Source organism: Vibrio sp. Vb1574 (genome assembly GCF_033338675.1).
The window spans coordinates 155,269-178,926 of record NZ_JAWOTC010000004.1; the positions used below are offsets into that span (position 1 = coordinate 155,269).

21 protein-coding genes and 1 riboswitch are annotated in these 23,658 nt (G+C 45.4%); of the genes, 10 read left to right on the forward strand and 11 right to left on the reverse strand.

All coding sequences use genetic code 11. From position 1 onward, the window contains the following. Nucleotides 1-184: 184 nt before the first annotated feature. Complete coding sequence (locus R7O12_RS04765; RefSeq protein ID WP_054700627.1) at nucleotides 185-1,078, forward strand: hypothetical protein; 894 nt, start codon at nucleotides 185-187, stop codon at nucleotides 1,076-1,078. A gap of 69 nt (nucleotides 1,079-1,147) precedes the next feature. Here the strand turns inward: R7O12_RS04765 and nfsA are convergent, their stop codons facing one another. Continuing rightward, complete coding sequence (nfsA, locus tag R7O12_RS04770) at nucleotides 1,148-1,870, reverse strand: oxygen-insensitive NADPH nitroreductase (protein WP_170893944.1); 723 nt, start codon at nucleotides 1,868-1,870, stop codon at nucleotides 1,148-1,150. A gap of 195 nt (nucleotides 1,871-2,065) precedes the next feature. Between nfsA and R7O12_RS04775 the strand changes: the two genes are divergently transcribed. Further along, on the forward strand, nucleotides 2,066-2,707 hold the full coding sequence (locus tag R7O12_RS04775; protein WP_005374889.1) for a MarC family protein: 642 nt from the start codon (nucleotides 2,066-2,068) through the stop codon (nucleotides 2,705-2,707). A 190-nt stretch (nucleotides 2,708-2,897) separates the two neighbouring features. Beyond that, the gene (locus R7O12_RS04780; RefSeq protein ID WP_318125661.1) at nucleotides 2,898-3,770 is read left to right on the forward strand and encodes a patatin family protein; all 873 of its coding nucleotides are present in this window, start codon (nucleotides 2,898-2,900) and stop codon (nucleotides 3,768-3,770) included. Nucleotides 3,771-3,822: 52 nt separating this feature from the next. Here the strand turns inward: R7O12_RS04780 and gbpA are convergent, their stop codons facing one another. The 3 genes from gbpA to R7O12_RS04795 all read right to left on the reverse strand — a co-directional run bounded on the left by gbpA (nucleotide 3,823) and on the right by R7O12_RS04795 (nucleotide 7,820). Next, nucleotides 3,823-5,286, reverse strand: a complete 1,464-nt coding sequence (gbpA, locus tag R7O12_RS04785; RefSeq protein WP_054574884.1) for an N-acetylglucosamine-binding protein GbpA — start codon at nucleotides 5,284-5,286, stop codon at nucleotides 3,823-3,825. Between the two features lie 98 nt (nucleotides 5,287-5,384). Continuing rightward, nucleotides 5,385-5,485, reverse strand: a riboswitch (cyclic di-GMP riboswitch). Nucleotides 5,486-5,757: 272 nt separating this feature from the next. Next, nucleotides 5,758-6,258 carry a fasciclin domain-containing protein gene (locus tag R7O12_RS04790; RefSeq protein ID WP_062730898.1) on the reverse strand — a complete coding sequence of 167 codons (501 nt, stop codon included), beginning with the start codon at nucleotides 6,256-6,258 and terminating at the stop codon, nucleotides 5,758-5,760. Between the two features lie 80 nt (nucleotides 6,259-6,338). Then, on the reverse strand, nucleotides 6,339-7,820 hold the full coding sequence (locus tag R7O12_RS04795; protein WP_318125662.1) for a deoxyribodipyrimidine photo-lyase: 1,482 nt from the start codon (nucleotides 7,818-7,820) through the stop codon (nucleotides 6,339-6,341). A gap of 109 nt (nucleotides 7,821-7,929) precedes the next feature. Between R7O12_RS04795 and R7O12_RS04800 the strand changes: the two genes are divergently transcribed. Beyond that, nucleotides 7,930-8,235, forward strand: a complete 306-nt coding sequence (locus R7O12_RS04800) for a DUF6482 family protein (protein ID WP_318125663.1) — start codon at nucleotides 7,930-7,932, stop codon at nucleotides 8,233-8,235. A gap of 68 nt (nucleotides 8,236-8,303) precedes the next feature. Here the strand turns inward: R7O12_RS04800 and R7O12_RS04805 are convergent, their stop codons facing one another. Both R7O12_RS04805 and R7O12_RS04810 read right to left on the reverse strand, forming a co-directional pair. Beyond that, nucleotides 8,304-9,284, reverse strand: a complete 981-nt coding sequence (locus R7O12_RS04805) for a rhodanese-related sulfurtransferase (protein ID WP_318125664.1) — start codon at nucleotides 9,282-9,284, stop codon at nucleotides 8,304-8,306. Nucleotides 9,285-9,739: 455 nt separating this feature from the next. Continuing rightward, nucleotides 9,740-11,035 (reverse strand): alpha/beta fold hydrolase, encoded by a 1,296-nt coding sequence (locus R7O12_RS04810; protein WP_206957641.1) that lies wholly within the window; start codon nucleotides 11,033-11,035, stop codon nucleotides 9,740-9,742. 210 nt (nucleotides 11,036-11,245) lie between these two features. Here R7O12_RS04810 and R7O12_RS04815 point away from each other — a divergent pair, with 210 nt between their 5' ends. Next, nucleotides 11,246-12,403: a D-alanyl-D-alanine carboxypeptidase family protein gene (locus R7O12_RS04815; RefSeq protein WP_029803147.1), complete on the forward strand. Its 1,158-nt coding sequence runs from the start codon at nucleotides 11,246-11,248 to the stop codon at nucleotides 12,401-12,403. A gap of 85 nt (nucleotides 12,404-12,488) precedes the next feature. Here the strand turns inward: R7O12_RS04815 and R7O12_RS04820 are convergent, their stop codons facing one another. Continuing rightward, nucleotides 12,489-15,146 carry an alpha-amylase family glycosyl hydrolase gene (locus tag R7O12_RS04820; RefSeq protein WP_318125665.1) on the reverse strand — a complete coding sequence of 886 codons (2,658 nt, stop codon included), beginning with the start codon at nucleotides 15,144-15,146 and terminating at the stop codon, nucleotides 12,489-12,491. A 129-nt stretch (nucleotides 15,147-15,275) separates the two neighbouring features. Then, a complete protein-coding gene (locus R7O12_RS04825; protein WP_318125666.1) occupies nucleotides 15,276-16,739 on the reverse strand; it encodes an AraC family transcriptional regulator in 1,464 nt (487 codons plus the stop codon). A gap of 167 nt (nucleotides 16,740-16,906) precedes the next feature. Between R7O12_RS04825 and R7O12_RS04830 the strand changes: the two genes are divergently transcribed. Together R7O12_RS04830 and R7O12_RS04835 are read left to right on the forward strand one after the other, a co-directional pair. Continuing rightward, nucleotides 16,907-17,560: an oxygen-insensitive NAD(P)H-dependent nitroreductase NfsB gene (locus R7O12_RS04830; protein WP_017820149.1), complete on the forward strand. Its 654-nt coding sequence runs from the start codon at nucleotides 16,907-16,909 to the stop codon at nucleotides 17,558-17,560. Nucleotides 17,561-17,629: 69 nt separating this feature from the next. After that, on the forward strand, nucleotides 17,630-17,920 hold the full coding sequence (locus tag R7O12_RS04835; protein ID WP_017820150.1) for a putative quinol monooxygenase: 291 nt from the start codon (nucleotides 17,630-17,632) through the stop codon (nucleotides 17,918-17,920). Here R7O12_RS04835 and R7O12_RS04840 read toward each other — a convergent pair. Further along, nucleotides 17,917-18,840: a LysR family transcriptional regulator gene (locus tag R7O12_RS04840; RefSeq protein ID WP_005374928.1), complete on the reverse strand. Its 924-nt coding sequence runs from the start codon at nucleotides 18,838-18,840 to the stop codon at nucleotides 17,917-17,919. The two genes, R7O12_RS04835 and R7O12_RS04840, sit on opposite strands and share 4 nt — an antisense overlap. 132 nt (nucleotides 18,841-18,972) lie before the next feature. Between R7O12_RS04840 and R7O12_RS04845 the strand changes: the two genes are divergently transcribed. Then, on the forward strand, nucleotides 18,973-19,191 hold the full coding sequence (locus R7O12_RS04845; protein ID WP_025768615.1) for a VF530 family DNA-binding protein: 219 nt from the start codon (nucleotides 18,973-18,975) through the stop codon (nucleotides 19,189-19,191). Between the two features lie 1,482 nt (nucleotides 19,192-20,673). On the opposite strand, the gene R7O12_RS04850 is transcribed toward R7O12_RS04845, so the two are convergent. Next, entirely contained in the window at nucleotides 20,674-21,126 is a 453-nt protein-coding gene (locus tag R7O12_RS04850) for an acyl-CoA thioesterase (RefSeq protein ID WP_005374933.1), read from the reverse strand. A gap of 210 nt (nucleotides 21,127-21,336) precedes the next feature. Here R7O12_RS04850 and R7O12_RS04855 point away from each other — a divergent pair, with 210 nt between their 5' ends. Together R7O12_RS04855 and R7O12_RS04860 are read left to right on the forward strand one after the other, a co-directional pair. Further along, nucleotides 21,337-22,101 carry a ferredoxin--NADP reductase gene (locus R7O12_RS04855; protein ID WP_005374935.1) on the forward strand — a complete coding sequence of 255 codons (765 nt, stop codon included), beginning with the start codon at nucleotides 21,337-21,339 and terminating at the stop codon, nucleotides 22,099-22,101. A gap of 180 nt (nucleotides 22,102-22,281) precedes the next feature. Continuing rightward, nucleotides 22,282-22,728, forward strand: a complete 447-nt coding sequence (locus tag R7O12_RS04860; protein ID WP_025768614.1) for an RDD family protein — start codon at nucleotides 22,282-22,284, stop codon at nucleotides 22,726-22,728. A gap of 60 nt (nucleotides 22,729-22,788) precedes the next feature. Here the strand turns inward: R7O12_RS04860 and R7O12_RS04865 are convergent, their stop codons facing one another. Continuing rightward, nucleotides 22,789-23,460 (reverse strand): DUF2057 domain-containing protein, encoded by a 672-nt coding sequence (locus R7O12_RS04865; protein WP_017634411.1) that lies wholly within the window; start codon nucleotides 23,458-23,460, stop codon nucleotides 22,789-22,791. Between the last annotated feature and the right edge of the window lie 198 nt (nucleotides 23,461-23,658).

Here is a 23,658-nt window from a genome sequence, read left to right on the forward strand (position 1 = left end):
CGAATACATGACAAAATTGTGTCTATTTAACGTTATTGAGATGAATGCATGATTTTGCACAAGCAAACAGGCAGTAATGTGAAAAAACTCATGCCAAAGTTGTATGCATCCTATTTACACTATATGCAACTGCCGTTATGCTTCGTGTTGCGGTCGGATATAACAACAAATATTGGAGCTAATTTTGAAAATCAAACTTTTAACGGCAAGTGTGGCTGCTGTTCTACTAGCAGGTTGTGGTAGTGACAGCGATCCTGAGGTAAAAACATACTCAGTACAGGCTTATGACCCAGCTGTTATCGGCATGGAAGTATCTTATGACTGTGGTGGAGACTTAAAAGGTCAGGCTGATGAGCTAACAACAAACTATGAAGGCATGGTTGGTAAAGCTCGCATTAGCCATATCGACGTAGTGAGTGCACCAGGTGAATGTACTTTCACATTGAAGCATACTGATAAGAGTGTAGATGCATCTAACGGAAAACCTATTACGTCTGATTACAAGATTCCTAAAGGTCTTGCCCAAGCTGACTCTTTAGTTACAGGTTCTCCATTTACAACGTTGGTAGCTAACTCTCTAGATGACGGAGAGGTATACTCATCAGATACTGCTGAAAAAGTATTTGCCAATTTAGGTATCGATATCAATGCAAGTGGTAAAACAGTTGACGAAATCCTTCGTGATACAGAGTCTGTAGTTGCTAACCTTCAAAGTGAAGGCGGCAATAGTGAACTTGCTACGAAGCTAGTTGCTACGGCAAATATCGTGTCTGATATCATTAAAGCGGACCCAACAGCTGCACCTGAAGCCGTGGCTGTAGCTGCAAAATCAATGGCAGAAGAAGTGATTGCGAAATACCCGCATTACCCTAAAGCAGGCGCGGATTCTGAAGAAGTGATTTACGTAGAAATCTCTGAAGAAGATACGAAGAACGTTGTTGAGCAGGTTGAAAAAGACATTGCTGCAGGTAAGCCTGTAGACCAAATCAAACCTACCGTTCCACCAGTTCCAGATGCGAAGCCTGGTAAGCCAGTTGATCCGGTTGCTCCACCATCAGGCGGTTCAGGCGGTAACTAAGCAAGTTTTTGCTGATAAATTCTAAAGGCCTCTTCAGAGGCCTTTTTTGATCCTATCGTACTGTAGTCATCACCTTTTAGTGAGCCCTTTTCTGTTTAAGTAAGGCAGGATGTGCGGACGTGATTCGCCAGCCAGTTTACTGGTGACTTCTTGTGACCAAGTACTCTGTTTTTGATTGCTCGAACGGTTTGCATAGTAGTTTTGCATAGTTTGGTCATACGTCTGAATATCATCCAAGCTTAGGTCTTGATACTGATTTTCATGCACCACGACATGCTTAGGTAGGCGAGGTTTTACTTCAGGGGCTTGATCTGGATGACCAAGACACATACCAAATAAAATGGCGGTATTTTTAGGTAAACCTAATAATTCGTCTACTTTTTGGGCATTGTTTCGTAAACCACCAATATACACACCTCCTAGTCCCATCGACTCCGCCGCAAGCAAGCAATTTTGTGCCATGATGCCCGAGTCTACAGCGCCTATTAGCGTTAACTCGGTAAAATCAGCTTGAACATCTGGGTTGATACTGGCGTGGCGCTGGTAATCAATACAAAACACCAAAAACTCAGCCGCGCTTTCAACGTACCCTTGATTTCCGGCATATTGAGCTAATAGCGTACGTTTTTCTTTGTCGGTCACGCGGATAATTGAAACGACTTGCAACATGCTTGATGAGGACGCCGCAAGGCCGGCTTGAAGAATGGCATCTAATTGTTCGCTCTCAATCGGTTGTGAGGTGAATTTTCGAATTGAGCGGTGATTGAGAATTGTTTGAATCGTGCTGTTCATGGTGACTTAACATCCCCTGTTACGTGTAAAGGCTGAAGACTCACCTTAGCGACATTTGATGAGTCGGTAAACTATCTCAAAAGAAAAACAATGCTTGGCGCATAAGTGTGAAGGCGAATCGAGAATACACCACTCGTTCTGTTTGAGAGCGTATATACTGTTTTTAGAATCAATAATTTAAATGCAGTGGAAAATATGAAAGAACTCATTGTTCATACAGTTACGGTGTTTATGGGCTTCTTTGCCATCATGAACCCTATCGCCAATATCCCCATCTTTTTGAGTTTAACTGCTGATGAAGATAAAGAAACCATCCGTTCCATTGCGCTCCGCTCGGTTTTTATTGCATTTATTATCATCGCGATATTTTCTATTGCCGGTAAGTTAATTTTTGATTTGTTTGGTATCACGCTTTATGCATTGCGAATAACAGGCGGCATTTTGGTGTTTTTGATAGGTTTTAACATGCTTCAAGGTGATTCGACGCATCAGAAAACCAAAGAGAAGGCGTATTCACCAGCTCAGCAACGGGCGGCATTGAGTATTGCAGTGTCTCCACTGGCGATGCCAATATTAGCTGGGCCTGGAACGATTGCTACCGCGATGAACTTTGCGACAGCGGGTGGTTTCGATCAAACCATTATTACTATCGTTTCTTTCGCTGTCCTTTGTGTGATCACCTATGTACTGTTTTTGTTTGGAGACAAATTGGTCAAAGCGGTTGGACCAAGTGCTCTAAATGTTGTGACTAAAATGATGGGCTTAATTCTAGCGGTTATTGGTACTCAAATGTTCATTGATGGCGCGGGCGAAGCCTATAAAACGGTTTTCTCCTAGATTTCTCTTAGACCTTGCCACCTTGGTTAAGCCCGCAATTACATTTCTAACGGGTACGGATTTTTTGAACTTTAGTTTTCATTTTCTAAGAGAGAAATAAATAGACTTCACCTATTTCAATAATAAGAATATTCAATTGTTGTGATTGCACGAATTTCATTACTCTTTTGGCAAGGAGAATGGGGGAAATATGGCAACAAAAGCAATTGTAGTAGAAGGTGGCGCGATGCGAGGCGTCTTCGCAAGCGGAGTGTTAGATGCGTTTTTAGAGCAGAGTTATAAACCGTTTGATTTTGCAATCGGTGTATCTGCTGGTGCATCAAATTTGATTGGGTATTTGACCGACTACCCGCATCGCAGTATTAACGTCATTACTAAGCTGGCCACAAGCAAACGCTTTTTTGACCCGACTCGCTTCGTTAAAGGTGGAGACCTCATCGATGTGAAGTGGTTGTTTGAAGAATCTAATCGCTTGTATCCCGTCGATGAAAATAAACTGTTTAATGGCGTTCCGTTTCTCGCAGCGACAACAAATGTAGATACAGGGCAGGCAGATTACTATCGCGTGACACGTGATAATTTTCACCATGCGATTGAAGCGACAACAGCATTACCGATTGCCTACAAGCATACCCCTTGTTTTTCTGGCGGTTGTTATACCGATGGTGGGGTCGCTGATTCTATCCCAGTGCGTGAGGCTTATCGTCGAGGGGCTCGCGACATAACCGTAGTACTCTCTCACCCACTGAATTATGCCAAAAAGCCAGTTAAGAACACATGGCTGATGAAGAAACTTTTTGCGGAGCACCCCAAAATGGCGGATGCGATGTTAAGACGTGCAGATAACTATAATCAATCATTGGAGTTTATTCGTAACCCTCCACCAGGAACACATGTTAGGGTAATTGCCCCACCAGATAATTTTCATGTTCAGCGCTTATCAATGCGACAATCCGTTTTACTAGAAGGGTATGAAATGGGGCTGATTGAGGGGCGAGCGCATCTCTCTAGTTTATCTGGTGTTTATGGTTTAGACCGGGAAAATTGTTATTTTTGCGTTTGATTATAAAAGAGCCTCATAGTGAGGCTCTTTTGCGTAACGTTCAAAGGGTGATTTAGTTGACTTTATCCCAAGCCATCTCCCAGTGTGAACCTATTCCAGGCTCGTAATGGTTTGCGCTTTCTTTCCACTGCATACAGTAACCAGAGTATGGGAAAGGTTTACATTGATAAATGCCCCCGTCGCTGGCAAGCACTTTTGTGCCCGCCGTGTAGCTAGATAGTCCTTCAGGGAAGACAAAATCGTACTCACCAGATGGTGGTGGAGTAACTGACTCTTCTTTTAAGTGAAAGTCGAGTGTTTGCTGATCCACCAAGTTGCCATCTTTATCCTTAATACGTGTTACGAGCATATGGTGACCCGGCTCCGATTTACTTAAAGCGAGCGATATCGCCTCTACCGAGCCGTCTTTCATTTCGTTTGCCCAACTTGCAAGTGGTTCGCGATGGTGGTTGTAAACGGTGAGTTCTGCATTTAAATCGCCTTCAGCAGTTAGTGTCAGATCCAACGTTGTCGGTGTTGACTCAATGATATATTCGTCTGCTAAGCCATCTACTGTGAGTGAGTATTCTGGAACAGGAGTTTCAATGTTATAACCGATCTCTACTCGCTCAAGGCTGCTATTTGCTTGCAGATACACCGGATTAGTACCATAAACAGGAGTGAATTTATCCTCTGCATACTGCCCGGCTTGCAGTTTTGCTTGTTCTTGGTTTAGCTTAGTCGCGAGTGCGTAAGACCAGTTTTTCGCTTGGCCCATTGCTGCATCGGTAATTTCTAGTTCAGTTCTATACGCTATGTTTTCACCTGCTTGATCAAATACGCGCGTATAAACCGAATCCCCAATATTTAAATCCATTGTAGGAATAATTTGACCGCCTTGCTTCCAATCTGGAATAACGGGACTGTCACCATCAAATTTCACATCGATCACGTTATAAAATGAGGCTGCAGTGTCGCCAACATCCCATACTGCCAGGATGACATGGTATCCCTCGCGAGTAGGCACATTACATTGATGGCTTACCTGTTTCGGGGGTTGAACCATATTGCCGTCGACGACACAGAAAGGAGTTAGATCAAAAGAGTCTCGTGATAGTGAAGCGTTTGGGTTCCAATCAGGCTTGGTGATGTAATATTTCCAGTCGCGCGTCACGTGGTTAGCGGTAAATGTCCATTCAAAAGTTTGTGTGCCTGCTTGAATAGGACGTTTTACCCAACGGTCGGCAGTTTGCTCATCAAGGGCAGCTGCTAAAGCGGTTTCGGCACTCGCTATTTTACCATCGCGAGGCCCTGTTTCGGGAAAGCCATCAGGGCCTTCAACGCTTTGCGGTTCATATTGAATCGCACCGCAGTTATTATTTTTTTCGTTAGTATCTGGCGTTGGATACTTACATAGTGCCGAGCGACTTGCAGCGACACCACCATTGGTTTCTGATACATAACCGTGAGCCGCAGCACCTGAGCTAATGCTTGCAAGTGCTAACGCGAGTACGGATTTGGTTGGAAATGATTTCATCACATGTCCTCTGTTATGGCTGACAAACTAGTGTCACACCCCGGCGCATGCTGAGCATAAAGCAACGCTACAGAAATTGGACTTCTGTAACACTGCGTCATGGTAACCCCGCTATCATGAGCATTCTTTTAGATTTTTAAATGCTGACAGACCGGAAGCTTTGCGTCCCACCCTTTCGAATGGTTTGCCGAAATGTGATTGAGCAGCCAAAATTTAGCTTAAGAATTTACATGTGGAAAAGTAAACGTCACTGACATGGAATCCTGTTCTCAAATTGAAAGATAACGATATCTTAATCTCGTCAATATTATGCAGTATCGTCTTGCAAGGTATTGATTTTAATTTTGTTTTTATCTTTTTTATAACCATGGCGAATGAGTGGAGGTTTGTTGGGGATAAGTGAAGAGGAATCGTGCTAAGGGTGAAAGAAGTTCTGTCTAAAGGGCGGAGTGTACCGCCCTCTGAATGGTGTTATTTCGGCATGATGACAGTATCAATCACGTGAATGACACCGTTTTTAGCTTTCACATCGGTTGCAATGACATTTGCATCGTTAACCATGACTTTATCGCCCATGGTTTTAATCATCACATCTTGCCCCTGAACCGTAGTCGCTTTGTCTAGCTTAACAACATCGGCAGCCATCACTTTCCCTGGCACGACGTGATAAGTCAAAACAGATACTAACTTGTCTTTATTTTCCGGCATTAAGAGCATGTCGACTGTGCCGTCTGGCAGTTTTGCAAAAGCGTCATCCGTTGGTGCAAAAACAGTAAATGGGCCTTCCCCTTTGAGAGTGTCAACCAAGCCCGCTGCTTTCACCGCAGCAACAAGCGTATTGAAAGAGCCGTTTTCAGCGGCAACGTCGACAATATCGGCTTTCATCATGCCATGCTCATGAGCCTTGACGGGAAGCATAAAAAATAATGTCGCCATCAGTGTCGCCGCGATAACTAAGATACGTTTGAACATAATGTGTTCCTTACTAGTTGAGGGTACAACGGGTTCCCTGGAGTGTGTTTGCATTTGTACGCATTGTGATTGAAAGATGATCATCGCGTCCTACTTTCTTTTGAGGGTCTAACATGTCGCGCAAGAATTCGTCTGCCTTCTTGTTTCACATCGGCTCGTTTCCGCCACGTCCATAAGCGCTCTCTTGCTGCCTTAGCTGCGTTGTCTGGTGCGATAATAGGTGCAAGGTAACGGCTATCTGGCTGCAATTGATACATGACAGCTTCCATCTGGGTCATTGTCCAGGGCTCGAATAAAAGAGGGGGAGGAACCATTTGCAATTCAGGTACCCACTTGTAGATGAACGTACCGTTAGGATCATGTTCTTGGGCTTGCTTGATCGGATTATAAATACGGATTGTGTTAGTCCCGGTTACTCCTGCTTGCATTTGGAATTGTGGGTAATGAATTCCGGGCTCAAAGTCGAGAAACAGTTGCGCTAAATGCGTTACACCTACTCGCCAATTCATGTTCATGTGGTGAGTAAGAAAGCTAACCAGCATGGCACGCATGCGAAAGTTAATGTAACCAGTGTGGTGCAAACAGCGCATGCAGGCATCAATCAAAGGTACGCCAGTATGCCCGGACTTCCATGCTGCTAACTTTTCTTCATCGAAAGTACTACTTTGTCTAATCAATGGTTCGTAAGCCCGATTAACGCAGTAAAACTCCATGTCGTATTCCGATTCGAATTTTTGGATGAAGTGACAGTGCCAATGAAGCCGTGAAGACAATGCAATTAAGCTGCGACGAAACCCAGCGACTTGCCAGTGTTTCAAAAGGTATTGATAAACTTCACGCAAGGATATGTTACCCCAAGCGAGATATGGAGAAAGTCGAGTACAGGCTGTGCGTGAGGCTGTGGGACTAGAAATGCTTCGATAGTAATCACGACCTCGACGATGAAAAAAATCCTCTAGTGTTTTCCAAGCGAGCCGGCTTCCTCCCGTTTGCATTCCTTTGCATTTTGATAGCCAGGATGATGGTGGCGAAAACGAACAGCCGAGAGCTTCTGCATCCAATGAATGCAATAAGTCGGTTTGGAGCTCAATAGGGCTTATTGAGGCTCTCATGACAGAGTCCCAATGTTTGTCCCAACCTTGCCGGTTTTTTGCACCTCTGATAACAGCACCGTGTTCGAACTCAAACCAGTCGATGTTCTGCTCATACAGCCAAGCGGCAACTTGTTTGTCGCGCTCAAAGGTGCAGTTGAGTCCTATTTCTTGGTGAGAAAAAACAGCGTTGATTTGATATTGCGCTTGAATTGATTGAAAACATGCTAAGGCATCGTCAAACAGCACCGTGATTCGATGCCCATATGCTTTGAGCGTCTCATCCATGTCTTGCAGTGATTGCCAAACAAATCGCCAGTGGCGCTCAGAATAGTGTGGGTTGTTCAATAGCAATGGTTCAACAATATATAAAAGCACAGTTGGGTGCTTTGTTGATAATGCTTGAGTTAGTGGTTGATGGTCAGTCAGCCTTAAATCTCGTTTTAACCACACGACATTGATTGTTTGCATCGGAATCCTCTTTAGTTTCCGATGTTGTACGCAAGTAAACCGAAGAAATCTCATCCAATGATCGGTTTTATTCTACAAAACGTAGAGGTAACTTTTAGGGAGGTGACACATGGCAATACCATTGAGTAAGTTACAAAAATACTTCTATGTAGACAAATTGGTCATTCATTCGCTTGATCTCGCATTGTACCAGGCATCTGTCGTGATTGATGGAGAAGCGCAATTTATCACTGATGACAACGGTATCTTTTTGAGGGCTCATTCCCTGATCGAGATGCAAAAGAAGTGCAGGAATATCAAAACAAATAAGCAGGTTTTAGTACATCAAAGTGCTTATGATGAAATGGTGGGGCTACCCGAAGGCAAAAGAGACAATCAACTAGAGGTATTGGTGAGGGATACAAAATTGTATTGAAAGAGTATTGGTGCGTAGTAAAAGCGAGCCACCTTACGGCAGCTCGCTAAATATAAGGAGAGTTGGGCTTAGTCTTGTTTACGCTGCGCTTCTTTTTGCGCGTACTTAGCGGCACGTCGGGCTTCTCTTTGCTTGGCACTTTCACCACCAACATGCTGCTCGCCTCGCTGCTCTGCAAGAACAACTTGTTTTTCGCGCTCGCGGAATCGAGCAATTTGTTCTTCTGAGTGTGTGCCGTGACATTTTGGACAGCTCACGCCTTGCTCGAACAATTCTGACTGTTTGTCTTCTTCAGTGATCGGTAGACGACAAGCGTTACATAAATCGTAATCTGCTTTTTCTAGCTGGTGGTTCACTGCAACACGACCGTCAAATACGTAACAATCGCCTTCCCACATGCTCTCTTCTTGAGGAACTTCTTCAAGATATTTAAGAATGCCGCCTTCTAGGTGGTAGACCTCATCAAAGCCCTGTTCTTTCATGTAAGCCGTTGATTTTTCGCAGCGGATACCACCGGTACAGAACATCGCAACTTTCTTGTGTTTTGCCGGGTCCATGTTTTCTTTTACATAGTCTGGGAATTCACGAAAGGTTTCAGTATTTGGGTTTACAGCGCCTTTGAATGTCCCGATCTCGATTTCGTAATCATTACGTGTATCGACAACAAACACTTCAGGATCAGCAATAAGATCGTTCCACTCTTGAGGTTCCACGTAAGTACCCACTACGTGGCGAGGGTCTATACCTTCAACACCTAATGTTACGATCTCTTTTTTCAGTTTCACTTTGGTGCGATTGAATGGCTGGGTCTCAGAATACGACTCTTTGTATACGGTGCCAGTCAAACGAGGTTCGTTGTTTAGCCACTCCAGTAGCGTATCAATACCTGCACGATCAGATGCAACAGTACCGTTGATACCTTCACTTGCCAGTAGTAATGTTCCGCGAATATGGTGTTTTTCCATCAACGCAAGTAATGGCTCGCGTAGCTCTTGATAGTTATTCAGCTCAACAAACTTGTACAGCGCACAAACTACATACTGACTCATGAGGTTTCCTTTAAAAATACAGGTGGTCAACGACCTTAAAATTTTAGCGGCACGAAGTATACCTGACTAAACCAGTCGGAAATACGGACAAATTATACGGATATTATGAGTAGGCGGGGCCTGGCGGTCTTTGATAGGGGGAGCATGTCCGCAGGTGAAGCCGCTATGTGTTCAAATTATAATCATTAATTATAGTGGGTTAGGTAGGTTGGAGCCGATACTTTTGGTTTAAATTTATGCTGTTTTGGGCCCTTCAAAAAAGTTAGGCGCAAGAAGCACCAAGTAATCACCGGAGTCATTGACAAGGAAAGGACATGTCGCAGTTTTATACATGAGGTGGTGAGGGATAAAGGTTTAGGGACAAAGAGTGAATGACTGATCGCCATTGTTCATAAACCGCTATAAACGCCTTTTCATCAAATACTAAAAAGGCGTATTTCTAACGTCTGTCCTGCTTATTTCAACGCAGCTGCGGTCTGTTTACCCATGGCAATGAGCCTGTCGAGAATGCGTTCACCGTCGGCACGCAAACCGTTGTGCTCGTACTCGTTGGTGATCCACGCTTTTGAATTTGGGATTAACGCGAGCGTCTCTCGGCTGATATCCATTTCAACAAACATATCATCGGCGTAAACGGCGCAACTGACAGGCACTTTATTTTGAGCCAGTTGATTTTGATCGTACAGCGCAGCCCAATCGTCTTTCGCGGCCAATATTTCTGCGGCGTCTTTTAGTGGTTTAAGGTTGACGTATTGGTCGAACATCCACGGGAAGACCATTTCCCCCGTAAAGTAAAATGGCTGGCCAAGTTCATAATTAAACTCTGGTCGGGTTTGGCGAACACGGTGCGCACTCCAACTCGACGCAAAGCCTTGGCAGTAAATCGATTCATGCAAAATGGCGTAGATCGGGTTGGTTTGGAAGTTTTGCTGCGCCAACATATCGTTCAAGAACTCATAGCGAAGTTGTGGTTTGCCGTCCACTTCAATCAACGCGCTTTCTAGCCAATAGTAAGTCGGCAAGAAAGTATCACTCACACCAAAGTTGATGCCGATTTGTTGAAATTGCTCCACCGTGAAGCGTTGACCATTTGGTAGGTACTCTTCATTTTCCAGCAAGTGATTCGCAATGTTTTGGCAAAGTTGTTGCGCACTTGGAAATTGTTGGAAGAACGCTTGGTTTTTCTCCATGGTGCGTTTGAAGGTGGCTTCATACACATCGTCGGCATGACGCGAGACTGATGGCACGCCACCTGTGATGTAGCTTTGTAGCAAGCTGTCTGGGAACAAAGACAAATAGGTGAGGGAGCAAAACCCACCAAAGCTTTGACCTAAGATCGCCCATTTTTCGACGCCAAATTGCTCACGAATGTATTCCGCATCACGAACAATGTTGTCTGCGCGGAAGTGGCTCAAGTAGTCTGCTTGTTGCTGCGGTGTGAAATGAGCCAGAGTCTGATGATTAATCACTGAACTATTGCCCGTACCGCGCTGGTCGAGGAGCAAAACTCGGTACTCTTGCAGGGCGCGTTTTACCCAGCCGTTATTGCCGTTTTGACGTGGAGAGGGAAAGCCAGGTCCGCCCTGAAAGTAAACCAACCAAGGTTTGGTCGATTCTTCATCGCCAACTAGGCAAACCGCACGGGCGAAGACTTCAATGGTGTCTTTGCTCGCGTCTTGGTAATCCAGAGGAACGGTAAAACTGTGGGGAGTGTAATGCAATCCTGCGTCGATAAATGATTGAGCGTTCATTGTTATCTTTATTTCCTTATTGAGGGGTAGCGCTACTTTACTGCGAATGGCATGAAGAACCAATGCTATTTCCCAATTGCCTCTTCAGTTCTGTACCTTGATCAAATCAATGTAAGTTCAAGAAAATGAAACGATTAGCGACTGGTGCAACTGGTTGAGTGAGCTATGCTCAATAGAGTTGCGACAAAGTAAGAGCATGGAGGAAGTCGGATGAAAGTGTCACTGGCTCGATGGACAATTGTGACTTGTTTAATAAGCGTACCTACTTTTGCCGTTGTTACGCCCAACCCACCTCAGTTACAGGCAAAAGGCTACGTATTAATGGACTTTCAATCCGGTGCCATTATTGCCGAGCATAACGGGCGAGCAGGCCTTGCTCCGGCGAGTTTAACCAAGTTGATGACCGCTTATGTAGTTGGACAAGAAATCAAAGCGGGGCGTTTGAAATGGGATGATGTTGTCACCGTGAGTGAAAACGCGTGGTCGGCCAAGTTTCCCGGTTCTTCTAAAATGTTCATCAAACCGAAAGATGAAATTAGTGTTGCGAACTTAATGCGCGGCGTGATCATCCAATCAGGAAATGACGCGTGCGTTGCACTGGCTGAGCATGTTGCAGGCAGTGAACGCGGCTTTGTCGCCTTGATGAATGGTTGGGCGGAGAAATTAGGACTGCAAGACACCTATTTTGTGAACTCCCATGGTCTTGATAGTGATGGCATCCAAACCTCACCAACCGATATGGCAAGACTCATGCAGTCGATCATCAGCGATGTTCCTGATGTGTACGCGCTATACAGTGAGAAAGTCTTCAAGTGGAACGACATTACGCAGTACAACCGCAATAAGTTGTTGTGGGACAATTCCATTGATGTCGACGGGGGAAAAACCGGCTACACCAGCAATGCCGGATACAGCTTGGTGAGCTCGGCCAAAGAAGGAAGAATGCGCCTTATCTCGGTGGTGATGGGTACGCCAAGTAAACAGGCTCGGATCAGCCAATCGAAGAATCTACTCAGCTATGGTTTTCGCTTTTATGACACCAAGCAAGTTGCTAAACAGGGGGAAGTTGAGTCTAAAGTTCGCGTTTGGAAGGGAAATGCTAATCAAGTTGAGGCGATCTTTGCTAAAGATGCCTATCTCACTCTGCCTCGTTCAATGACGGCTGGGCTTGATAAGAGTGTGGTGTTAAATGAACCGTTGATTGCGCCGATCGCGCAAGGAGATGAGATTGGTAAGGTCGTTTGGAAAAGCGATGACAGTACCGTGGCGAGTTATCCCTTGGTCAGCAGCCAAGCGGTAGAAGAGGGCTCGTGGTTTGGTCAGCTTTGGGACAGTTTGGTGCTGTGGGTGAAATCATTCTTTAGCTAGAATAAAAACGAGCAGAAGTTTCTTTCTGCATTCTTTTGTTGATGACCGCCCAGTCATAACGCTGGGCGGTGTCTTATTTAACGGTTTATTCCGACAAGGTGATGATTGGTAAATCGTCCCAAATCTTACTTTCATCCGATGCGCCACCGGAGAAGTTCCAAGGGCCTTTGTTTTGTTCTAGCGGACGGTAAGTTGCCGAAAGGCCGTCTAAGTCCCAAGTCGTCACATAGAATCGAATGCCATCCAGTGAATCAGGTCGACCCAGCGCGTCACTCGCAAAGTCCATCGAAATAGTGTTATTGGCTTTGTCTACTGTCACTGTTGGTGCTGGCGTGACCGCTTCTCCCCATGTCGTCGCATTTGCTCCTTTGGTGTTGTAAATCGAGCTTTGCCAGCCAAAAACAACCGCATTACGACTCCAGGTTCCGCTTGGCATAGAAGCGTTGATCTTCGGTAGCTCAGACAAGTTAGTTGCGGCTTCTTCAGGTAAATCCATAAAGATGGTGAAACCTACGTGGTCGAAGCCGTTTGGTGGCAACCAAGTGTCGGTGATGTTGTCCATGGTGAAGGTCAAACGTACGTTACTGCCAACGGTAAATACCTCAGCTTTGTTGATTGCGAGTTGGCTATTGTTTTTATCGAATGTTGGATCCGTTGGTAGCGAATAGTTACCGTTAGGACCGCCCATGCCATCTTGCGCATCACCCGCGTCATCAATAGTGTCGTCTGGCGTGTTTGACCAGCTTAAGTCCGACACAAAGTTAACATCTTCAATGCCAGCTTTTTTCTCAGTAGAATAAATCGCGAAGCGGTGTTGTTGTTCGCCAATTGCAAAGTGACGAGTCGACAGCGTGACACTAAACTGACCATCAGCGCCTGCAGTAATGGCTTGCGCTGTTTCTAAGTTACCATCGACGACAAGGTTCAACTTCTCGTTGGCGTTCGCACTACCCGCGATAACAATATCACCAGTGATGGTTTTTCCTTCCCAATCCTGCGCCAGTTGGATGTTGAGGTCTGGGGTATCTACCGATTGGGTATCGTTAGTTTTAGAGTAAATCACGGCAGATTTGGCTGGTAGCTCAAGGGTTACGTGACCGTTTTCATCTGCGATTAACTGCTCTGGAGCGTCTACCCAGTTCGACATGATTTGTTGTTTGAAGACGGTGCCACCAACTTGTTCTACATCGAGTTGGTTCATCAACATCGGCGAGTTGGATGTATTCATCACAACCAAGACTTCGTCGTTATCCAACGTTCGAGTAAAGGCGAACACGCCCGCGCCCGCTTTATCGCTGCCAATCACTTTCATTTCGCCACGTGTCATGACTTTGTTTTCAGTACGTAGCTTGGCAAGTTCTTGAATAAACAAGTACATCTCACTGTTTTGGTCGAATGAGTCTACGTAGTCGCCATCTTCACGGTAACCGCCAGCAAACATCGCATCGCGCGCTGCTGACATCGCCTGTTCAGTACCTTGGTAAATCACAGGAATACCCGGCACGCTCATCATGGTGATCAGTGCTTGTTTCATGTCATTCACGCTACCTTGCGACAGAAAGCGCGGCATGTCGTGATTATCAATGAAGTTCGGCATGATGTATGGATTTGGGAACATCTCCATCATTTTCTCAAGACGGAAACGCAAATAGTCGGTCGGTTGCCCTGCTGCAAATACGCGCGTCATGGTCGCTTGCAATGGGAAGTTCAGTACCGAGGTTAGCTGTTTCGGCGAGCCACTTTCACCGATGTAAGTCAACATCTTCTCTTCGCCTTCGGTGTGGTAAGGCGTCGATGTTTCGAATACTTCACCAAAAGTGAGGAAGTTGTCACGACCGGTATCAACCGCTTGCGTCATCACACCATCGTCGGCATGTAGGAAGTCGTTCCAGAAGTCGTGTTCAACAAACTTCACCGTATCGATACGGAATCCGTCGACGCCGACTTCGCGAATCCATTTTCGGTAGCTCTCTTTTAAGTAAGCGCGCACTTCGGGATCGGACGTATTAAGGTCATCCAAATCAGAGAGTTGCCAGGTTTTTTCTTGTACCGGATCGTTGTGGTCGGTGATGGTTGGCGTCCAGTGGTAGCTGCCTGTGCCGTCTGTTTTACACTCGTTCATGTTGAGTGGGTATGGCAGTTCTTGCCCGGCGGGTAGTGCATTTTTTATCAAACGGAAGCCTTGGCAAGGTAGGCTTGGATCATAACTGTAAGGATCATCGTAGGTGAAGAAGTTGCCTACATGGTTGGTCACGATGTCCTGAATTAAGAACATGTTACGCGCATGCACTTCGCGTGCTAACGCTTGGTAGCTTTCTAGGTCGCCGAAGTGCTCATCCACTTTTTGGAAATCGCGCGCCCAGTACCCGTGGTAGCCGCCGTAGTTTTGCTCTGCATCCCACCATTGGTTTGCAACTGGCGGAGTAATCCAGATCGATGTGGCACCGAGATCTTCGATGTAGCTTAACTTATCACTCACGCCAACGAGGTCGCCGCCGCTGAATTTTTTATCCGACGTCGGATCGAATTCGTTTTGCCCTTGAGCATTGAGAGCGCTGTCGCCGTCGTTAAAACGGTCGATCATCAGGAAGTAAATGATTTGATCTTGCCAATCAGGGGATGCCACGTGGCTGCCTGTATCGATTGGTGTGGTTTCGTCGCTTCCACAGCCAGAAAGAGCAAGAGCGATCGCTAAAGGAAGTATTTTTATTTTATTCATTGGGTTAGGTAGAGTTTCAAACACAGTTTTTGCCTCCGTTATGCAGCAATGCAGAAACGATAAAGCAAAGGTTTGAAATTGAGGGTGTCATTTCACGCCAAAAAAGACGTGAAATGATGTCACGAAGCGGCGACTTTGATCTGACCGACAGTTTTAATTGAGCGGTTGCACAATAGGATATTGTATCGGGTAATGCTCTTTCGCGAGCTCGTTGTCGTATTCATCATAAAGGCGGAAACGGCACTGCTTTGCAGTTTGAGTGAGCGATAATTGTAGCACCCAACAAGCATAATGTAGCGAGTGTTGGGTCAAGCGCATTGCGTGAGGTGTGGGGTTATCATCGACGTAACAGTCTATCCTCGCAACGTTTTCAAGTCGGCATGCCAGTTCGACAAAGAGCGTGTATTGCGCCCCAATATTAATAAGCTGCCGAGTCGGGACAATATATTCCATTGCGCCTATTAAAAGCCCCTTAGAAACCACATAGTCACGCTGGTGGTTATTCTCAATGTAACGCTCCCCATCGACTTCGTAACACAGGCGAAAGGTCAGGGGATGCGCCACCGGAAGTTCGGTCGTTGCCCAGAGTTCGGTGCCATGACTTAAAAAACGCTCGAAGAAGGCGGGGTAGCGCCGCCATGCGCCATCACGGTCACGGCATTCTACCGAGACCACTTTTTCAAACGCAATATTATCCACTTCCATCCAGATTTTACCGACGGGTTGGTCAATGTCGTTATCGGCTAAAGTATTCGCTTTGGCGTAGTACAAGCGGATGGGTTGGTTGTTGAGATGAGTGCGGTTATCTAAGCACTGCTGGCGATATTGCATGGGTGAAAACGGATACCAACGACGAAAAGTGCGGTGAAAGTTCGAAGGTTCTTCATAACCAAGTTGATAGGCGATTTGCTGCGTTGTGAGTTGGGTGTCGGCAAGCAAAGTGAGTGCTTGCTTTCTTTTAGCGAAATCAACGCATTGAGAGTAGCTCATTTGCTTTTCTTGCAGTCGACGTTGCAAGGTGCGTTTGGAGACGCCCAGTTGCCTTGCCGCTTGCTCTAACTTGAGCGCGTAATTACTGTTTTTGATGAACAAGGCGTTCAAAACACTCAGCAATTCTGGCTGTTCAATTGGTTGGTGAGAAAGCAGCAAATAAACATGTTTCACCAGTTCAAACACGCTTGAACTGGTTTTAGAATCTCGCGTTTCCCCTAGAAAAATATCGGCCGCGAGTGGATTGCTGGCTTGAACTTGTACTTGTATTGATTCACTTAGCTCAAGCGTCTCCAACTGCATTTTGAGCAAGCCAAACACCGACTCCGCCCAATTTGGCATATCGGCTGTTCTGCATTCTACTTGCAGATGGATTTGGGCATCACCATGTTGAAATGTGACGTACAAACGGCGGTCGAATAATGAGACACTTTTACTCCACCAAAGCAGCCCTTCCTGGAGGTTAGGCGCTTCTTTCAACATCATGCATTGCAAGGCCACCAACTTCTCAATGTGCCAATATTCGCCGGCAATTCGAAGGTGATTGTGACCGAGCTTTTTGCACAGAAAGGATGTAATAACGTTATCTTGAGGCAGCATGAGTTGAGTTTGGTTGCGAGCAAACATGCATTATTGCCGAAAAGATGAAGAAATTCAGTGAGAACGCTCAAAGCCTTTCTTATCGTTTTATTTTCAAATTTATTTTGAAAATGTTTTTAATCGAAATCGGTTTTTCCCTTTATCTCATGAGGTTATGCTGTTACACAGCTTAAATTCATTAATTGGAGAACCTCATGGATATCGTACAAGCTGCAAAATCTCGTTACTCAACGAAAGTGTTTGACTCAACGCGCAAGCTATCTCAAGAAAAAATCGACGCAGTTAAAGAGCTGATTCGTTTTAGTCCATCGAGTGTGAACTCCCAGCCTTGGCATTTCATTCTGGCAAGCACAGAAGAAGGCAAACAGCGCATCGCTAAAGCGGCGCAAGAGAATTACGCGTTTAACGCGGCGAAGATTCTCAACGCTTCTCACGTATTGGTGTTTTGTGCGAAAACAGGCATTGATAACGACTACATTGAAGCGCTAATGGTGCAAGAAGAAAAAGATGGTCGATTCCCAACTGAAGAAGCGAAAGCGGCTGTACGCGGTGGTCGTAGCTACTTTGTGAACATGCACCGTTTTGATCTGAAAGATGCAAACCATTGGATGGAGAAACAAGTTTACCTCAACGTAGGTACGTTGCTGTTGGGTGCTTCGACGCTAGAAATTGATGCAGTGCCAATTGAAGGGTTTGATCCAAAAGTGCTGGATGAAGAATTTGGCTTGCGTGAAAAAGGTTACACTAGCGTTGTAATCGTGCCGCTTGGCTACCACGCGGAAGATGACTTCAACGCGAAAACGCCAAAGTCTCGCTGGGACGCAGAAACCGTATTCACCGAGATCTAATTCAAGCTTACTTGCAGGTTACGTAGAACCCTGTAATCAATATATAAATCGCAAAAGAGTGATAAAACGATGATCCACTTAGTCGCAGAAGTTAAAGCCTATCCAGACCGTAAGGATCAGGTGGCGAATTTGCTTTCTGGCTTACTAGAGCCAACTCGCAAAGAAGAAGGCTGTTGCCAATACGAGTTGTATCTTGACGAGAAAGTTGAAGGCCTATTTATGTTCCAAGAAATCTGGGCATCGCAAGAGGCCTTGGATAAGCATTTGCAAAGCCCGCACATGGCGACGTTTCTTGAAACATTAGAAGAGAACGATTGGGTTGAATATACCCAGATTCGTCCTCTTCGATTTATCGCCTAATGACAGAAGGTTGCCAGCACGTTGGCGCGTTGCTGGCAGCATTTTTGTTGGATAAAGTCGCGGAAAGTCCGAATCGTTGGCGTTAGTAACCGACGATCGGCGCACACCATGTAGAGCGGTACTGGGCCGCAATCCCACTCTGGTAACACTCGCACCAATCTTCCCTCGATTAAGTCTCGGCTAATGTCCATCAATGATTTATTCGCAATGCCTTTGCCTTTGATCGCTAACCGGTGTGGCAAGTCACTATCGTTGCTCAACAAGTTACCGCTGACCACGATTTGTTCTTTCTCGCTGCCACGCGTGAGCGTCCATTTGTTGTAGACCGAATCCGCGACCATGTAGCACAAGCAGTTGTGTTGCGTTAAATCGGCAGGAGAGGCGAGTTCTGGATGTGTAGCTACGTACTCTGGCGATGCACATAATATCCGTTCGTTTGACCCACACAATGCCAATACGACCAGATTGGAGTCGGCCGGTTCGCCGTAGCGAATCGCAATATCGACAGGCTTGGTGTACATATCCGTCAAGCTATCGGACAGCTCTAGTTTAATGGAAACATTTGGGTAGAGATCGATGAACTCATCCACCCAATCGAGCAACATATTGCGACCAAAATCGGAGGGTGCAGTAATGTGCAGCTGACCAGACAACTCCCCGCGCGCACTTGAGATCTGATCCAACCCCTCTTGCAATGTTGCCAACGCTTGCGTGGTTTTGTCTAAAAACAGTTCGCCCTCTGAGGTTAAACGCAGGCTTCGGGTGGAACGCACAAACAACGGGAAACCGATTTGCCCTTCAAGACGCTTAATCGATGCGCTAATGGCGGCTGGTGTCATGTCCATGCTGTTAGCGGCTTTTGAAAAGCTGCCTTGGCGCGCGGTTTCGACAAAAATATTGAGGTCGTTGAGGGCTTTCATAATGAAAAGGGCTTTTAAGAAGTTTGGGCTACTATAGGGGAGAGTCGTAGGCCAATTCAAGGTTAAAACATTAGGTTGCACGGCGAGTTTGAGTTAGATTAGCGCGAAACTTCACTTTACCGGATCAATAGCATGAGCCAACAGCAGCCGAATAACCCACTTCACGGGTTGAGTTTAGAAAAAATCGTCACCCGACTAGTTGAACACTTTGGTTGGAATGGCCTGTATGAGCGCATTCGAGTGAACTGTTTTAAGAAAGATCCGTCGATCAAATCTTCTCTGAAGTTTTTGCGTAAAACGCAATGGGCAAGAGACAAAGTCGAAGCGCTGTACATCGAGACATTCTGCTAACCGCTCTATAGTCTGCAGCAAGCGGCAAGTAGATTCTTAGTCTCGCTATGGCTCGCTAGAATGACGTAGCTTTTCTTATCGCGTAGGCTAGAAGAGTCGCTCTGCTGTTACGTTTAAAGCGTGATTCAGAATCTACCCTCAGGCTTGTATTGAGTCTATTCATAGCTCTATGGGCCTACAGCAGCGGTAAGTAGATTCTTAGTCTCGCTATGGCTCGCTAGAATGACGTAGCTTTTCTTATCGCGTAGGCTAGAAGAGTCGCCCTACTGATGCGTCTAAAGCGAGATTCCGGATGGTCACATAGGTTTATCTGGAATCGCTTTTTTAGATGGTTTTGTAGAGGTCAGAGCCAAACTCGAACCGTCATTCTGAACCGCGAGGAACGAGCGTGATTCAGAATCTACCCTCAGATTGTATTGAGTTTATTCATAGCTCTATGGCCTGCAGCAAGCGGTAAGTAGATTCTTAGTCTCGCTATGGCTCGCTAGAATGACGCAGCTTTTCTTATCGCGTCGGCTGGAAGAGTCGCGCTGCTGATGCGTCTCAAGCGAGATTTCGGATGGTCACTTAGGCTTGTCTGGAATCGCTTTTTTAGATGGTTTTGTAGAGGTCAGAGCCAAACTCGAACCGTCATTCTGAACCGCGAGGAACGAGCGTGATTCAGAATCTACCCTCAGATTGTATTGAGTTTATTCATAGCTCTATGGTCTGCAGCAAGCAGCAAGTAGATTCTTAGTCTCGCTTTGGCTCGTTAGAATGACGTAGCTTTTCTTATCGCGTGGGCTGAAAGAGTCGCTCTGCTGATACGTCTAAAGCGAGATTCCGAGTGACTCACTTAGGTTCTTCTGGAATCGCTTTTTTAGATGGTTTTGTAGAGCTCAGAGCCAAACTCGAACCGTCATTCTGAACCGCGAGGAACGAGCGTGATTCAGAATCTACCCTCAGATTGTATTGAGTTTATTCATGGTTCTATGGTCTGCAGCAAGCGGTAAGTAGATTCTTAGTCTCGCTAGAATGACGCAGCTTTTCTTATCGCGTAGGCTGGAAGAGTCGCTCTGCTGATGCGTCTAAAGCGAGATTCCGAGTGACTCACTTAGGTTCTTCTGGAATCGCTTTTTTAGATGGTTTTGTAGAGATCAGAGCCAAACTCGAACCGTCATTCTGAACCGCGAGGAACGAGCGTGATTCAGAATCTACTCTCAGATTGTATTGAGTTTATTCATAGCTTTATGGTCTGCAGCAAGCGGTATGTAGATTCTTAGTCTTGCTTTGGTTCGCTAGAATGACGCAGCTTTTCTTATCGCGTAGGCTGGAAGAGTCGCTCTACTGTTACGTTTAGCGAGGTTTCGAATGATTCACTTTAGGCTCATTAAAATGACGCTAGTTTTCTTATCACGCGGGCTGGAATGGTACCTCAGCATCATTCCCGATAGCTATGAAGAAGCGCTGTCGGGAACCTCGCCTTTAATCTCTCGTTTCTTGCTACTCCAAATGATGCGTACTACCCACGGTTCCTTCCAAGTCTAAAATCGACTGGCGAACGTGATCTGGAATCGCAGCTTTAACGTTGTTCTTAAAATCAAACATCACACCAGTGGCGGTCGCGATGGTCGCAATTTTACCCCACTTCTTACTCAGCACTTGGTACTCCATTGTGATGCGATCTTCTTGCATGTCGATTACGCGAGAACCGACTAATAGCGTGTCTGGGTAAGTAACAGGCAATTTGTAGCGGCATTGAGTCTCGCTCAGTACTGGTCCAATTTGCGAGGTCTGCAGGTCGACCAGCAGGTTAATTTTGTTGAAGTAATCTAAACGTGCGGTCTCGAAGTAGCGAAAATAGACCACGTTATTAACGTGTTGCAGAGCATCCATTTCACCCCATGCGACTTTTATCTCTGTGATAACGGGAAAGTCCTTTAACAGTGTGTCCATTTTTATTGCTCCTTTTTCATCTGCTTTGCCACAAATTGCGACGCGACTTATCACTTTGAGCATTTATTCTAGATGTAATCATTTAATGTGTAATAAAATTGTTTTTAAAATGTGAAATGAAATAGTGGTTTGATTATGTAAACTAGAAACTTTACATAATCGAGTTGAAGGCGTAAGTTTAACTAAGAGTAACCAGATAGGAGGTGTCTCATGATTGAACTCAAAGGTTTCAACCTCGCAAGAGTTGAGAAACGCATTGATTGGACAGGTGAGCTGTTCAGTTTGAGAATATCTGGCGCGCCTCTTTCATTTAAAGCTGGCCAATTCACCAAGCTTGCTTTGCTTGATGATGAAGGTAAGCCGATCAGCCGTGCTTACTCTGTGGTTAATGCGCCAAGCGAGCAATTCGATTGGTTGGAATTTCTAATAGTAGCCGACCCTCAAGGACAACTTTCTCCACGGCTCCAAAAGCTTAAATCTGGTGATAGCATTTATGTCGGTGCCACCGCACATGGCGATTTAATCCATGATTCTATTCCTAAACAGGCTCATGACCTGTGGCTGCTATCTACAGGTACGGGGATTGGACCGTTTTTATCGCTGCTGGATGATATAAACTTACCGCCTCACAATGAGCGCATTGTGCTGGTTCATGCCGTTCGTTTCGAAAAAGATCTGGTTTATAAATACCTAATTGAACAGCTTCAGCAACGATATGAAGGCAGATTAAAGTATATACCGATAGTCAGCAGGGAAGTGGTTGATGGTAAATTACAAGGCCGAATTCCTGAACTCATCGAATCGGGTTTACTGTCCAACGCCGCTGATGCGCCATTCTCAGCTCAGCGTAGCTTTGTCATGATGTGTGGGAATCCACAAATGATCAAAGATACCGTGCCCGTTTTACAAGAGCTAGGCTTGGAAAAGTATCGCCATCAAACTGGGGGAAATATCATTTACGAACGTTACTGGTAGCGTTTTGTTAAATTGATACGGTTATGCTCAAGATGTAATGATTACTTTTGAGATACGACCGCGATTTAGTATGTTCTTAGTTGAATATTATGTTGGCAATACCTAAACTGCGCTCACCATTGCGCGTCTGTACACTCAGTCATTCTCGCTTAACCAATTACATTGAGGTGACTGAAGTCCATGTATGCTTTTATCGCGAGCAAGCAACAGAGAATCATTGCTGGTTTTATCGACCTGCTCTTTACGATGGTGGTCGTGTTAATAATTGCATTGAGTATTAACTCTTTTCTTAACGACTTTCAGCTCTCTTTAGCAGATAACCTCACGCTTGTTCGTGAAACTCAGGCGTTTTACTTGCTTTCTTTACCAACGGTTTTAATGATCAACTGGAATGCATTGAGTCATGGGCAAACCATTGGTATGCGCATGATTGGTATTAAAGTTGTAATGAAAAATGATAGTAAGGCAACGAAAGTTACAGCAGGGTTAAGGCTTGTTATTAGCTACTTACTGGAGATGCTCATTCCGGGGATCCCGTTGGTAAATTTGGCATTGTTGTTCTTTCATCCGGAGCGACGTTTGTTGCATGACTTGATCGCCAATACTAAAGTTGTCCAAGTTTCCTAATTTTTTGATCGAAAAAGCCACGTGAAGTGGCTTTTTTAATATCGATAAAGTTAACCAGATTTACTGTTGATTAACATATTTCTTAAAGCGAGCTTTGGTTTCTGCGTCTGCTTTTTGGTACCAGAAGTGCAGCATCTCTTCAGCTGTCGAATCCGCTTTAACCGCAGTTGCTCTCACTTGCTTCATATCCGCAGGAACCTTTGCAGGAAGCGTGACTGGCTGCATGGTTGCTGCGCCAGCAAAAGCCACGGCTGCTGCACCGCCAGCTTGGTTATAATCTTCGATTTCACGTACGTAATCACGACCGATTTGCATACCCGGTTTGAGCAACTTGTCCTGGTCAACCGCGATTGCGTTGCCTGAATCATCAACCAGTTTCCAATCTAAGTCTTTGATCTTCTCTTCCGCATCACGTAGGTTGCGGTATTCTGGCATTTGTAGAGTGAGTTCGGCATTGGTCGCGTCAAATCGTGTAACGATAACATCGCTTTCAACACTTAAACGGTCATTACCTTGGTTGAAGTAAGGGGCGAAACGAAATACGACTTGGTTAAGGCCATCAGGTAACGTCAGTGTTCTTTCAGAGGCGAAAAAACCACCCGAAAGATCTGCTTTTTCACCGTTAGCCGCCAATACTGAAACGTTGTCAGGAACACTCACGGTTACATCTGCGAATGCCATGCCACTCATTGCGAGAGCAAGCGCACAAGTTAAAGGCTTGATCAATTTCATTGTTTTTATCCTAAGCAAATTAGTGGTCATCGAGAGTGCATCGTTCATTGCCCGATTGCAACTCCCAAGTGTAATAAGTATGAAAATTTAACAAGAACGTCATTTTTATCGCATTTATTACGACGAAACTGTGATCCAAATAGAATCAAACCGCTGAAATGCAGCGGTTTGATATCATAAGTTATAGATTAAATTTCT